Source organism: Bradyrhizobium zhengyangense (assembly GCF_022012435.1).
In the GTDB taxonomy this organism is placed as follows: domain Bacteria; phylum Pseudomonadota; class Alphaproteobacteria; order Rhizobiales; family Xanthobacteraceae; genus Bradyrhizobium; species Bradyrhizobium zhengyangense.
This window is the reverse complement of sequence record NZ_JAKLUA010000003.1, coordinates 69,034-81,523: the sequence shown is the minus strand read 5'-3', so window position 1 is coordinate 81,523 and position 12,490 is coordinate 69,034. Positions and strand designations below refer to the sequence as shown.

The 12,490-nt window shown below is 62.6% G+C and carries 12 protein-coding genes; 7 read left to right on the top strand and 5 right to left on the bottom strand.

Features of this window, described 5'->3' with window-relative positions; all coding sequences use genetic code 11:
- Nucleotides 1–181: 181 nt before the first annotated feature.
- Both L6637_RS11840 and L6637_RS11835 read left to right on the top strand, forming a co-directional pair.
- Nucleotides 182–1,351: an FIST N-terminal domain-containing protein gene (locus L6637_RS11840; protein WP_237864291.1), complete on the top strand. Its 1,170-nt coding sequence runs from the start codon at nt 182–184 to the stop codon at nt 1,349–1,351.
- Nucleotides 1,348–2,706 carry a hybrid sensor histidine kinase/response regulator gene (locus L6637_RS11835; RefSeq protein ID WP_237864292.1) on the top strand — a complete coding sequence of 453 codons (1,359 nt, stop codon included), beginning with the start codon at nt 1,348–1,350 and terminating at the stop codon, nt 2,704–2,706. The genes L6637_RS11840 and L6637_RS11835 overlap by 4 nt, the downstream gene beginning before the upstream one ends.
- Nucleotides 2,707–2,808: 102 nt before the next feature.
- Here L6637_RS11835 and L6637_RS11830 read toward each other — a convergent pair whose 3' ends face one another.
- Nucleotides 2,809–3,315: a MarR family winged helix-turn-helix transcriptional regulator gene (locus tag L6637_RS11830; protein ID WP_237864293.1), complete on the bottom strand. Its 507-nt coding sequence runs from the start codon at nt 3,313–3,315 to the stop codon at nt 2,809–2,811.
- A gap of 150 nt (nt 3,316–3,465) precedes the next feature.
- Here L6637_RS11830 and L6637_RS11825 point away from each other — a divergent pair, with 150 nt between their 5' ends.
- The 5 genes from L6637_RS11825 to L6637_RS11805 all read left to right on the top strand — a co-directional run bounded on the left by L6637_RS11825 (nt 3,466) and on the right by L6637_RS11805 (nt 7,451).
- Nucleotides 3,466–4,143 carry a VOC family protein gene (locus tag L6637_RS11825; RefSeq protein WP_237864294.1) on the top strand — a complete coding sequence of 226 codons (678 nt, stop codon included), beginning with the start codon at nt 3,466–3,468 and terminating at the stop codon, nt 4,141–4,143.
- Between the two features lie 46 nt (nt 4,144–4,189).
- The gene (locus L6637_RS11820; protein ID WP_237864295.1) at nt 4,190–5,530 is read left to right on the top strand and encodes an epoxide hydrolase family protein; all 1,341 of its coding nucleotides are present in this window, start codon (nt 4,190–4,192) and stop codon (nt 5,528–5,530) included.
- A 23-nt stretch (nt 5,531–5,553) separates the two neighbouring features.
- On the top strand, nt 5,554–5,967 hold the full coding sequence (locus tag L6637_RS11815) for a cupin domain-containing protein (protein ID WP_237864296.1): 414 nt from the start codon (nt 5,554–5,556) through the stop codon (nt 5,965–5,967).
- A gap of 53 nt (nt 5,968–6,020) precedes the next feature.
- Nucleotides 6,021–6,482, top strand: a complete 462-nt coding sequence (locus L6637_RS11810; protein ID WP_237864297.1) for a carboxymuconolactone decarboxylase family protein — start codon at nt 6,021–6,023, stop codon at nt 6,480–6,482.
- A 93-nt stretch (nt 6,483–6,575) separates the two neighbouring features.
- Entirely contained in the window at nt 6,576–7,451 is an 876-nt protein-coding gene (locus L6637_RS11805; RefSeq protein WP_237864298.1) for an alpha/beta fold hydrolase, read from the top strand.
- 11 nt (nt 7,452–7,462) lie between these two features.
- On the opposite strand, the gene L6637_RS11800 is transcribed toward L6637_RS11805, so the two are convergent.
- The 4 genes from L6637_RS11800 to L6637_RS11785 form a co-directional block, all read right to left on the bottom strand.
- Nucleotides 7,463–8,164: a response regulator gene (locus tag L6637_RS11800; protein WP_237864299.1), complete on the bottom strand. Its 702-nt coding sequence runs from the start codon at nt 8,162–8,164 to the stop codon at nt 7,463–7,465.
- A gap of 135 nt (nt 8,165–8,299) precedes the next feature.
- Nucleotides 8,300–8,986, bottom strand: a complete 687-nt coding sequence (locus tag L6637_RS11795) for a response regulator (protein WP_237864300.1) — start codon at nt 8,984–8,986, stop codon at nt 8,300–8,302.
- Between the two features lie 138 nt (nt 8,987–9,124).
- Nucleotides 9,125–10,330, bottom strand: a complete 1,206-nt coding sequence (locus tag L6637_RS11790; protein WP_333909351.1) for a c-type cytochrome — start codon at nt 10,328–10,330, stop codon at nt 9,125–9,127.
- A 227-nt stretch (nt 10,331–10,557) separates the two neighbouring features.
- Entirely contained in the window at nt 10,558–12,273 is a 1,716-nt protein-coding gene (locus L6637_RS11785; RefSeq protein ID WP_237864302.1) for a PQQ-dependent methanol/ethanol family dehydrogenase, read from the bottom strand.
- Nucleotides 12,274–12,490 lie beyond the last annotated feature (217 nt).

The following is a 12,490-nucleotide window of genomic DNA, read 5'->3' as shown; positions in this document are numbered from 1 at the left end:
TAAGGCAGAAACGATAAAGGGCGGTAAATTCGGCACGGCGGCGAGGCCGATCGCTTCGGGCCCGACCGATGCCCGCGCAGTCCCGGTCGCCGAGTTGCGGCAGGGCCGAAAAGACCTTACTGTCCGGACACTTGTCAGGTACTCGGCGCGAGACCGAGGTGAGCCTCGAGGGAGAAGCGGAGTGGGGCAAACCGACTTTCGGTTTAGCGACGCATCCGGCGTTGCCGTTGCGAAATCGAAGGCTGCGACCGTCGATGGAGCTGTAGCCGAGCTTGCGGCCCAGCTGCCGCCGGACGGCCTGGCTCTGATCCTGGTCTTCCTCTCACCTCACTACGACCCCCACCATTTCATCGCCGAGATCAGCCGGCAATTCGACACCACCCCGGTTTGCGGCTGCACGACCGCCGGCGAACTCGCACCTGACGGCTGGGACGAAAACAGCGTGGTGGCGCTGGCATTCAGCCGTGCCGATTTTACCGCGGTAGTCCGGCCGATCCTCAATCTCGACAGCTTCCGGGTCGAAGACGGGCGGCGGATCGGCGGTGAGCTATGTCACGAGCTCTTGCGCGTAAGCCCACAGGTCGACCGGGGCAATTCCTTCGGCCTGGTCCTGATCGACGGGCTCTGCCGCCGGGAAGAGGCGGTGATGTCCGCCATCTACGCCTCGCTCGACGATATCCCGATCGTCGGAGGGTCCGCAGGCGACGGGTTGCGCTTCGAGAAGACGTGGGTGTTCTTCGAAGGCCACGCCTATACGAATGCCGCCCTCCTGATCCTCCTGAACACGTCGCTGCCCTTCAAGGTGTTCAAGTGCGACAATTTCGAGCCGATGCCGCAGAAGATGGTGGTCACTGAAGCCGACATTGAGAGCCGCACGGTGAAGGAGCTGAACGCGGAGCCCGCCGCCGAGGAATATTCCCGAATGGTCGGGATCATGGAGGATGCCAAGCTCGACCCCTTCTCTTTTGCGTCCCACCCGGTGCTGGTCCGTGTCGGCGGCTCCTACTTTGCGCGGTCGATCCAGCGCGTCGAGCCCGACGGTTCGCTGCATTTCTTCTGCGCCATCGACGAGGGCATGGTACTCACCGCCGCCACCTCGCGAAGTCTCGTCGGCTCGACGCAGGACCTCTTCGCGCAAATGCAGGATCAGATTGGCGAGGTGTCGCTCTATATCGGCTTCGAGTGCCTGCTACGCCGGCTCGATGCCGAGCAGCACCAGCTCGCCCGAGACATGTCCGAGCTGTATCGACAGAACCGGGTCGTCGGTTTTCACACCTATGGTGAACAGTTCGGCTCGATGCATGTGAACCAGACATTCACAGGCGTCGCCATCGGCAGGCGGCAGGCGTGACCGAGGCGTGGCAGGATCCTGCGACGGTTGAGCAGCTGCGGCGCGAGACCGCGAAGCTGAAGAAGATCAATGCAGCGCTGATGTCGCGCGTCGAGCGCTCGATGGACCAGCAGCTCAACGCCTTTTCATTGTTCGAAACCGCCATTGCGCTCGACCACAAGGTTCGCGACCGGACCTATCAGCTGCGTGAGGCCTTGCATTCGATCGAACGCGCCAACGAAGGCCTGTATCGGGCCAAGCAGCAGGCGGAGGCGGCAAGCTCGCTGAAATCCTCGGTGCTGATCTCGGTCACCCACGATCTGCTGCAGCCGTTGAACGCGGCGCGCCTGACATTGTCGGCGCTGACGGAGATGATGGAATCGCAGGATGCCGGCCTGCTGATCGATCAGGTCGACCGCTCCCTGCTGACGCTGGAAGACCTGCTCCGCTCTTTGCTGGAGATCGCCAAGCTCGATGCTGGCGCACTCAAGCCCGACATACGCGCGATTGCACTGGCGCCCCTGTTCGAGCAGCTGCGCAACGAATTCGAGCCGATCGCCGCGCGGCAGCGCCTGGCTTTGCACATCTGCACGACGGACCTCGCGGTATCCTCGGATGCGATGATGCTGCGACGGATCCTGCAGAACCTGATCGCGAATGCAATCCGCTATACGCGGATTGGCCGCGTCACCATGGACTGCGGGCATCGCGCAAATCGGGTCTATGTCGAGGTTTCGGATACCGGGCCCGGAATTCCACAAGCGCAGCAGGAGGCGATCTTCCGCGAATTCCAGCGCGGCGACGCCAGCGCCACCGACCAGGCCGGATTCGGGCTTGGCCTCTCCATCGTGCGCCGTTTCGCAACCGTGCTCGGGCACGAGGTGCGCCTGTCATCGCAAATCGGCCAGGGATCGACCTTCACGATCGAGATGGAGCTGGCCGAACGCACCGAGGTCAGCGACGAGGCCCATGCAATCAAGCTCGCGGACCGGCAATATGGCGGGCTCGAAGGTGCCAAGATCCTTCTGATCGAAAACGACCCGTCGGGCTCGGAAGCGATGGCTGCCTTGCTCGAAGGCTGGGGCTGTGATGTCGCCACCACGCGCTCAGGCGCGGACGCGTTGCTGCGCCTCAGCGAGCTCGGCGGCGCGCCGGACGCAGTCATCGCCGATCTCCACCTCGATCACGGCGAGAGTGGCCTGTCGGCCATCGCGGACGTCCGGGAGCATCTGAAGCTCGACACACCGGCGATGATCATCACGGCCGACTACTCCGAAAAGGCCGCGAAGGAAGCGAGCCTGCACGGGCTCGAAGTGCTCAAGAAGCCGATCAAGCCCGCCGAAATGCGGGCCCTGCTGTCATTCCTGCTGAGCTAGGCAGCGCGGGTGATCTTCGCCTCATCCCGCTTGTGGAGGGCCTATCGGCTTGGCCAAGACAAAAATGTCGAAAACAACCCCATGCAAAGTAGGCAGGGCCTGTCACTCCTCCTCCATCGCCTTGATTAAATTGTCGCGGAGCCTGACGACGGTTTTCTGCAACTGCGCGAACTCATCCGGCTTAAGTCCGCTCGATTTCACGAGATTCATGTGCATGCCCTTCTCGCGGAGGCGGCGGCCGGCGTCGGTGAGGCTGACGCGCACCTGCCGCTCGTCGGCGGGATCGCGCTGGCGGCGCAAATAGCCCATCGCCTCGAGCTTCTTGAGGATCGGCGTCAAGGTGTTGGATTCCAGGAACATCTTGTTGCCGAGTTCACTCACGGTTTGGTCGTCCTGCTCCCACAGCGCCACGATCGCGATCCACTGCGGGTAGGTCAGGCCGAGCTCATCGAGGCCCGGCTTGTAGGCTCGTCCATAAGCGAGGTTGGCCGAATAGATCGCAAAGCACAGGAAATCGTCGAGGCGACGTTCGCCCGCAGCCGGGGTCGGCTTCTGTTTGGTCGTTGAATCGTCTCTGGAATCGTCTCTGGAACCGTTTTGCAGGCTCATTGGTGGCAGTCCCTTCCGACACGGACATGTGAAGTCCCGCATGCATATATATCGCATCCGATTAAATCGGAAGGGTTGACATTGACAGCCGGCGGGACTTTATACAGCGCATCCGAATATATCGGACACGATCTAATTCAGGAGAGAGCCATGCCTGCCAAGAATGCAAACGAGACCACCAGAGCGCCGGCGATCGACATGAAGCTCGAGCTCGTCGTCATCCCTGTTTCCGACGTCGATCGCGCCAAGGAATTCTATGCGACGCTCGGATGGAGGCTGGACGCCGATTTCGCGGGGCCTGACGACTACCGCGTCATCCAGTACACGCCGCCCGGCTCCCCCTCCTCGGTCATCTTCGGCAAGAACGTGACCGCGGCGGCACCCGGCTCCGCCCAGGGCCTGTACCTGATCGTCTCCGACATCGAAGCCGCGCGAAACGATCTGCGCGATCGCGGTGTCGAGGTCAGCGAGGTCTTCCACGCCGAAGGCGACGTGCACACCGGACCGGACGAGCCCTATCTGTTCGGGCGACGTCGGATCAGCGGCCTCGATCCCGCGCGCACCAGCTACCGCTCATACGTCTCGTTCAGGGATCCGGACGGCAACGGCTGGCTGTTCCAGGAGATTACCGCGCGATTGCCGGGACGCGTAGAGCCGGCAGGCACGACATTCACCTCCTCGACTGAACTGGCGAGCGCGCTCCGACGTGCGTCCGCCGCACACGGCGAGCACGAGAAGCGGAACGGCGGTCAGCACGATGCGAACTGGCCGGACTGGTACGCCGATTACATCGCCCGCGAGCAGGCGGGCCAGCCGCTGCCGGCCTGAGCCGCGGCCGCGACGTCACCCAATCGAACCAGTGAGGGAGAGTCCAATGCGTGCGCAGTCAAGTTCCAAAGTCATCAACCCGGACCGCCGCCAGCTGTTGCGCTCCGCCGCGATGGGAATTGCCGCGGCGGCTGCCGCAAGCCTTTTCCCCGCGCATCTGGCGCCGGCGGCGACAAGTGACGACATCCACCCCTTCCGGATCAACGTTCCGGAAGAGGCACTGATTGACCTGCGCAGCCGCATCAATGCGACGAGGTGGCCGGAGCAGGAAACCGTCGCCGACGAATCGCAGGGCGTACAGCTTGCGACCCTTCGGGACCTCGCGCGCTATTGGGCAACGGACTATGACTGGCGGAAGATCGAGGCAAAGCTCAACGCCCTGCCGCAGTTCATCACCGAGATCGACGGACTGGACATTCATTTCCTTCATGTCCGTTCGCGGCACGAAAATGCGTTGCCGCTCATCGTCACCCATGGGTGGCCCGGTTCGATCATCGAGCAGTTGAAGATCATCGATCCTCTCACCAATCCAACGGCGCATGGCGCGAGCGCATCGGACGCCTTCCATATCGTGATCCCGTCCGTTCCCGGCTACGGATTTTCTGGCAAGCCGGCCACCAGCGGCTGGGGCCCCTCTCGCGTCGCGCGCGCCTGGGTCCAGCTGATGAAGCGCCTTGGCTACACCCGCTTTGTCGCGCAGGGCGGAGACATCGGTGCTCTCATTTCCAATGCGATGGCCGAACAGGCGCCGCCGGAACTGCTGGGCATCCACACCAACTTCCCCGGCACGATTCCGCCTGACATCACCAAGGCGTTGCAGAGCGGTGAGATGCCATCCGGTCTCTCAGCCGACGAGCAACGCGCCTTCGACCAGGTGAAGGATTTTCGCGCCAAGCATTTTGCCTACGCCGCAATGATGGCGACGCGGCCACAGACGCTCTACGGCTTGGCAGATTCTCCGGTCGGCCTCGCCGCCTGGATTCTCGACCACGGTGACGGCGATGCGCAGCCGGCGGCGGCGATCACTTCGGCTGTGCTCGGACGCACCATCAATGGGCACTCCGCAGGCGACGTCACGCGCGACGACGTCCTCGACGACATCACACTCTATTGGCTGACGAACACCGCGATCTCGGCGGCCCGCTTCTATTGGGAAAACAAGGGAATGAGCGCACTGAACGCGGTCGACATCTCGATTCCCGCTGCTGTGAGCGTCTTTCCAGGCGAAATCTACCAGGCCCCGCGCAGCTGGACCGAGCGGGCCTATCGCAAGCTCATTCACTACAACAAGGTCGACCGAGGCGGACACTTTGCAGCCTGGGAACAACCGCAACTTTTTGCGGAAGAGGTCCGCACAGGCTTCCGTCCGCTGCGCAAATCGATCTGAAAATTCTGACCAAGGAGCACGAAGTGACCAAGCATCAAGTGAAGAGGAAAATCCTGGCGATCGCGGCGCTTGTCGTCGGAAGCGTTCTGGCCTCCAGCGCGGCGCAGGCTCAGCAAGCGGGCGTGACGCGCACCGATCTGCAACGGCACGATCTCTCTGCGCCCGGACGCGAAGCCGTCCAGGTACGCGTCGACCTCGCCCCGGGGGTCGCGTTCGGCAAGCACACGCATCCCGGCGAAGAGATCATCTATGTCCTCGAGGGTTCGCTCGAGTACCAGATCGAGGACAAGCCGCCGATTACCCTGAAGGCCGGCGACGTCCTGTTCATTCCGGCCGGAACGGTTCATGCGGCAAGGAACGTCGGCAACGTCACTGGCAGCGAACTCGCGACCTATATCGTCGAAAAAGGCAAGCCGCTGCTCGCATTGGTGAAGTGACGGCGGCGAGCGACAAAAAGGACCTGACCACCTACGTTCATCGAGGAGCTAAAATGAGCAAGCGGCTCGACTACAATCAGATCGCACCAGCAGGCGTGAAAGCGCTGGGCGGCGTCTACGGCCATGTCATGCAGAGCAACCTTTCGCCTGCGCTGATCGACCTGATCTATCTGCGAATTTCCCAGATCAACAACTGCGCGTACTGCCTCGACACGCACACCCGTGACTTGCTCAAGAAGGGAGTGACGATCGAAAAGCTCGCGCTGGTACAAGCGTGGAGAGAGGCCGGCAACGTCTTCGATGAGCGCGAACGCGGCGCCCTGGTATGGGCCGAAACGGTGACGCGCGTTGCGGAGACCAACGTGCCGGACGAAGCGTATCAAGCCGCCCGTACCGTGTTCGACGAACGCGAACTCGTGGATCTCACGATCGCGATTGGCTTGATGAACGCCTACAATCGCCTGGCCATCAGCTTTCGGAGCACGCCGCAGGCCGTACTCGAGCATCAGGCGTAGCAGCAGTCCGAATTCGTCTCCGCCGGACCTCCTTGGCCTCCAGATCACCTCGACCCGCACGCCGACTCGTAACGGGATGAAAGGACACTGACCATGTCACACCGGACCAACGACAACTCGATCGGCTTCTTCGAGATCAGCGAAGATATCACGCTTCGAAGGATGGTTCTGCGCAGCGCGAGACCGAGGGGGACCGTCCTCTTTCTGCACGGCTTTCCAGAGACCCTTTATGCGTGGAAGGATATCGGCGCGGCCCTCGCCGGGGACTACGAGGTCCATGCCTTCGACTGGCCGGGCTACGGTCTTTCATCGAGGCCCGCGGTCGACAGGTTCTCCTACGCGCCGACGGACTACGCGCATGTTCTGGATCGGTACATCGCGAAAGCAGACATCGACGCATCCAGGCTCACGATCTACGCAACGGACATCGGCGCCCTGCCGGCACTCCTGCTGGCGGTGGAAAAACCCGATATCGCAAGGGCCATCATCGTTGGCGACTTCGCCCCGTTCAACAGGCCGCAGTTCATGGCCGAGAATCTGCAAAATCTGAAGGCGGGGCCTGCCATGGCGCAGGTCCGCGCTATCATGAACAGAAATCGCGACGAGATCCTGGAAAACGTCTTCACAAGAGGCTTGCCCAAGGAGGCGCGGTTCGACGTTTCGCAGGAATTCAGGGACGACATGTCCCGCGGATGGAGTCACGGCGCCATGACGACCGTCGACGCATTCTCCCACTACTACTCGCACTTCACACGAGACCAAGACCACTTCGAAACGCAACTGGCTCGGCTCAAAACTCCGTTGAAGGTGATTTGGGGTGAGAAAGATCTCTACATCAAGAAGGAGATGGGAGCGGAGCTCGCTGAAAGGGTACGCGCGGAATTCACGCTTCTCCCCGGCATTGGGCACTACCCTCACCTCCAACATCCGGAGGGAACCGTCGATGAGGTGCGCGCCTCGTTCCGATGACTGACGTCTGGCTATCCCGAGGGCGGATCGGCCTGCGAACGCTCCCGCTTCGGGCCGGTCCCCTCGGCAGCCAGCGTCGCGAAATCGATCCTGGACATTTCGACGATGGCCTTGGTGCGACTAATCACGTTGAGCTTGCGCAGGATGTCCGAGACATGGACCTTCACCGTAGTCTCCGAGATCTTCAGCTCAAAGGCGATCTGCTTGTTCTGCAGGCCGCGCTTGAGCATTTCGAGCACGCGCAATTGCTGCGGCGTCAGCTCGTGCAGGCGTTTGATCAGATCCTGCGCCGGGCCGGACCCGCGCTGCGGGCGGACGGGCGCGCGATAGGCGGCGGGCACGCAGATCGAGCCGCGCAGCACCTCGCCGATCGACTGCGCCAGATCCTGCTTGGACGACGATTTGAGGATGTAGCCGGCCACGCCGAGCGACAGGGCGCCGGAGATGATCTGCGGATCCTGATGGCCTGATACGATGACGATTGGAATCTTGGGAAACGACTTGCGGATGCGGATGATGCCCGAAAGACCCGTCGTGCCCGGCATCGACAGATCAAGCAGGATGAGATCGAGCTCCGAAGTCGCCGCGACCAACTCGAGCGCCCCGTCGATCGAAATCGCCTCAAGGATCTCGGCCGTCGGCGCCACCATCTGGAGCGCGCCTTCGAGCGCCTCGCGAAACAACGGATGATCTTCGACAATCAAAAATCGCATCGCGCGTGAGCCACTGTGAAGGTCTTGCGGGAAACCTCGCCCGGGATGTGACCGGAACGGATGTTGAATTGCCTCACGTGAGAATGTCCCAGCCGGGCCGGGCCGGCTTGACCCAGGTCAAGAACGACGACCGCGTCATTGCGGCTTCCCGCGATCGACCCGCGCATAGGGACGCCCCTTGGGATCGGGCAGGTCCATCTTGCCGATCTCGATGACCGCCTTGTTGCGGCTGAACAGCCCGAGCTTGCGCAGAATCTCGGTGATGTGCGCTTTGACCGTGGATTCGGCCAGCGCAAGCTCCTGCGCGATCTGCCGGTTCGGGAAGCCTCGACGCAGCAGATCAAGCACGCGCAGCTGCTGCGGCGTGAGCTCGCGCAGCTTGACCTCGAGCGCCTTGCTGGCGTCGGCCCGGCGCAGCCGCGGCCCCGCCACGAAATCCTTCGGCACCGACACCGAGCCGCTGAGCACGCCCTCGATCGATTGCGCGAGCTCACGCTTCGACGTCGACTTCGGAAGATAGCCGGCGGCTCCCAGCGCGAGCGCCTCACGAACGATGTGCTGGTCCTCCTCGCTCGACACGATGGCGACGGGCAGGCGCGGATAGGCCTCGCGCAAACGCAGAAAGCCGGAGAAACCGGTCGCATCGGGCAGTGACAGATCGAGCAGGGCGAGGTCGATGCCCTGCTCGGCCAACAGGATATGCAGCGCGTCCTCGATCGACATCGCCTCGAAGATCCGCGCCTCCGGCAAGGCCAGCCGCACGGCATTGCCGAGCGCTTCGCGAAACAGCGGATGATCGTCGATGATCAGGAAGCTGGTCATGGCGCCTTCCCAGGATCGCGCCGCACAGGCATCCTCCGCGAGAGCGGAAGCGACATATCGATGCGGCACCCGTCCGGCGCCTGGATGATGCCGGACGGAAGCTAGCACATCCTCCCGATCGCGTTTGGTCAAGATCGTTCAGTCGTTGGATTCGGTCTGGACCGTCAGCAGGAAGGAATAAATGTTGTCGAACTGGTCGTCGGTGAAGACCTCTTTCCAGGCCGGCATGCCCTTGGTCGGCCGTCCTTCATGCACGGTCGTCCAGAATGTCTGGCGCATGTCGTCGCCGTAGCGGTGACGCAGCAGCCGCAGGTCGATCTTCCGCTCGCTCTGGATCGCGTCGGGGCCGTGACAATGCGCGCAAGTTCCATTGAAGATTTCCTTGCCCGCACCGACCGCCTCGGCGGCTGGCGCAGCCGCATCGCCCTTGATCTCGGTCGCGGCGACCTTGGCGATCTCAGTGACGTGAACGCCGGTCTGGGCTCCGCTTCCCATGCCAGTCGTTGTTCCCGCAGGCACCGCTCCGTTCACGCCGAAGCGAACCGGCTTGCCGCTCGGCAAGCCGTATTTCACCGCGAGTTCGCCGATCGTCCGTTGAAGCTGTGGCAAGACAGCATCGACGCGATCACGAAGCTCAGTGGACGTCTTCGCGAAGCCGATGGCCGCATCCCATGACAGGCCTTCGCCCTCGGTGAGCTCAATCTGGTAGCGGTCATTGTAGCCGGTCTTGTTCAGCCAGCCGGCAACCGGCCCCCAGATGAAGGCGACGTCGGCCTTGCCCTGGTCGAGCGCCTGCATACCCTCCTCCGGTGACAGCACGGTCACCATTTGGACGTCGTCGCGGCTCGCGAGCAGGTTTTGCGGCGTGCTGGCGTACTGCACGGCGACCCGCTTGCCCCTGAGGCCGTCGATGCCGCCGAGCGCCGGGCCCTTCGCGGCCACGAGGGCATAGCCTTCCTTCGCGAACGGGCTGGAGAAGATCACGGCCGGTCCCATGAAGTCCTCGGACCGCGGCAGCCCGATCATGGCGTCGCATTGCTTGCCGAGCAGCGTGACGCGCACGGTGCGCTTGCCGAAATAGGATTTGTACCAATCATAGGTGATCGGCCGGCCGAGCGCCTGCGCCAGGGCCTGCCCGATCTCGACATAGAAGCCCGGCTGCGACGGACTATCGCTGGAGAACGGAAGATTGGTCGGATCAGCGCAGAGACGAAGCGGCTGCTGCGCCTCGTCGGCGTGAGCCGTGATAACAGGTGCGACCATCGCGGACGCGGCGGCCCATGCGACGAGCCCGGCAATGCTACGGTTTCGCGTCTTGCCACTTCCAAGATGATTCGGACGCATCCTCATCTCCCGCAGTTGGGAATTGTTGGACCGAAGCGCGATGAGATCAGGGTGAATCGTCATCGCGCTTTAGGTTGTTGTTTTGAGCATGACCTATTCGGGAAACCGCTGCGCACTTTTCCGGATCATGCTCCAGGCGTTGCGGCGCGCATCAGCCGAGCCGCAACGATCGTCTGGAAAAAGCGCGCGCGTATCTCGTCACCTCTGAAAGATACGCGCGCGAGTGGTCACTGGACGGAGAACACGAAGAGCGAACCGCCCTCGGGAGCTGCGGCCGTCATCTTCTTGCCCACGTCGCCCAGGAACGCCGGTAGCGAAGCCGTGCGGCCGACGACGATGGCCACGTATTGCTTGCCGTCGACCTGATAGGTCACCGGGCCCGCACCGATGCCGGAGCCGAGATTCTTGCTCCACAGCACCTTGCCGGATTTCGCATCGATGGCCCGGAAGTCGCCATGGATGTTGCCGGCAAACACGAGGCCGCCGCCGGTGGTCAGCGTGCCGCCGTTGAACGGCAGGTCTTCCTTGATCGACCAGACCTTCTTCTGCGCCACCGGGTCCCAGGCCACGAGCTCGCCGAGGAATCCGCCGGGGCCCTCCTTGGTCGGGAATTCGGCGCCGAGATAGAACACGCCGCGCTTGTAGGAGACGTCGCCGACCGACCAGTCCATGCAGACATTGTTGGACGGGATGTAGACGAGGCCGGTCTGCGGGTTGAACGACATCGGCTGCCAGTTCTTGCCGCCAATCAGGTTCGGGCAGATATCCTTGGCAGGATGACCCGGCCCCGGCCGCTTGTCGGGATCCTCGACCGCGCGCATCGTCGCGATGTCCCACTTCTTGGCCCAGTTGGAGAACACGTATTTCTCCGCCGACAGCACCTTGCCGGTCTCGCGATTGGCGACGAAGAAGTAGCCGTTGCGATCCGCCTTCATCAGCGCCGGAACGGTGCTGCCGCCGATCTTGAGATCCGCAAGCACCGCCTCGTTGACGCCGTCATAGTCCCAGGCATCGGCGGGCGTGGTCTGGATGTGCCACTTGATCTTGCCGGTGTTGGGATCGAGTGCGAGCGTCGAGGCGGTGTACAGGTTGGTCAGCTTGCCGAAATTGCCGTCGCCGGTCGAGCGCACCGCAGTGTTCCACGGGCCGGGATTGCTGGTGCCCCAATAGACCGTGTCGCTCTTCGCATCGTAGGAGCCGACCAGCCAGGCGGCACCACCGCCATGCTGAGCCGAGTCACCCTTCCAGCTGTCGCCGCCAGGCTCATCCGGCGAGGGAACGGTATAGGTCTGCCAGACCTGCTTGCCGGTGTTGATATCGAAGGCCTGGAGCGAACCGCGAACACCATATTCGCCGCCGCCGAAACCGGTGATCACCTTGTCGCGTACGACGAGCGGCGGCGACGTGATGACCGAGCCCTGCTTGTAATCGACCACCTTCGACGTCCACAGCACCTTGCCGGTCGCCGCATCGAGCGCCGTCAGCTTGCCGTCGAGACGGCCGACGAAGATCTTGCCGTCGGCATAGGAGACGCCGCGGCTGTTCACGTCGCAGCAGGCATATTGCAGCACATCATCGGGAATGTCGGGCTCATAGGTCCATTTGCGTGTGCCGGTGGCCGCATCGAGCGCGTAGACGTATTTCGGACCCCATGAGCTCGAGACGTAAAGCGTGTTGCCGATCACGATCGGCGAGGATTCGTTCGAGCGCAACGACGCCAGCGAGAACGAGTAGGCGAGCGTCAGCTTGCCTGCGTTCTCGGTGTTGATCTGCTTGAGCGGGCTGAAGCGCGTGTTTCCGTAATCGTGACCGGCAACGGCCCACTGGTTGGAATCGGATTGCGCCCTGATCAGGGAGTCGTTGGCGCGAACGCCTGGTGTCGCGGCGGCCAGCATCGCAATCATCGAAATGCCGGCCAAGAAGCCCTTTGTAGCAAAGGTCATGTATTCCCTCCGATGTTGTTGTGTGCACCGCGTTGGGCGCTCGTGATGCGCAGTTTGTCTGCGACACCATCGACCGGAATTACAACATCGCCGCGCAGCGCTTAGTATGGGCGGAAGGTAGTAGTGCAAATCATTGGCGACTTTCGCTGTGCATCTCCTTGTTGAAGCTTGCGTCTTTGGCTTGTTTTACAGCTCGAAATGGACGTTCGGATTTTTG

Bases quoted from the DNA above. Each gene is read 5' to 3' on its own strand.
- L6637_RS11830 (WP_237864293.1), bottom strand. From the start codon at position 3,315: ATGAGCCTGCAAAACGGTTCCAGAGACGATTCCAGAGACGATTCAACG.
- L6637_RS11825 (WP_237864294.1), top strand. From the start codon at position 3,466: ATGCCTGCCAAGAATGCAAACGAGACCACCAGAGCGCCGGCGATCGAC.
- L6637_RS11820 (WP_237864295.1), top strand. From the start codon at position 4,190: ATGCGTGCGCAGTCAAGTTCCAAAGTCATCAACCCGGACCGCCGCCAG.
- L6637_RS11810 (WP_237864297.1), top strand. From the start codon at position 6,021: ATGAGCAAGCGGCTCGACTACAATCAGATCGCACCAGCAGGCGTGAAA.
- L6637_RS11805 (WP_237864298.1), top strand. From the start codon at position 6,576: ATGTCACACCGGACCAACGACAACTCGATCGGCTTCTTCGAGATCAGC.
- L6637_RS11800 (WP_237864299.1), bottom strand. From the start codon at position 8,164: ATGCGATTTTTGATTGTCGAAGATCATCCGTTGTTTCGCGAGGCGCTC.
- L6637_RS11795 (WP_237864300.1), bottom strand. From the start codon at position 8,986: ATGACCAGCTTCCTGATCATCGACGATCATCCGCTGTTTCGCGAAGCG.
- L6637_RS11790 (WP_333909351.1), bottom strand. From the start codon at position 10,330: ATGCGTCCGAATCATCTTGGAAGTGGCAAGACGCGAAACCGTAGCATT.
- L6637_RS11785 (WP_237864302.1), bottom strand. From the start codon at position 12,273: ATGACCTTTGCTACAAAGGGCTTCTTGGCCGGCATTTCGATGATTGCG.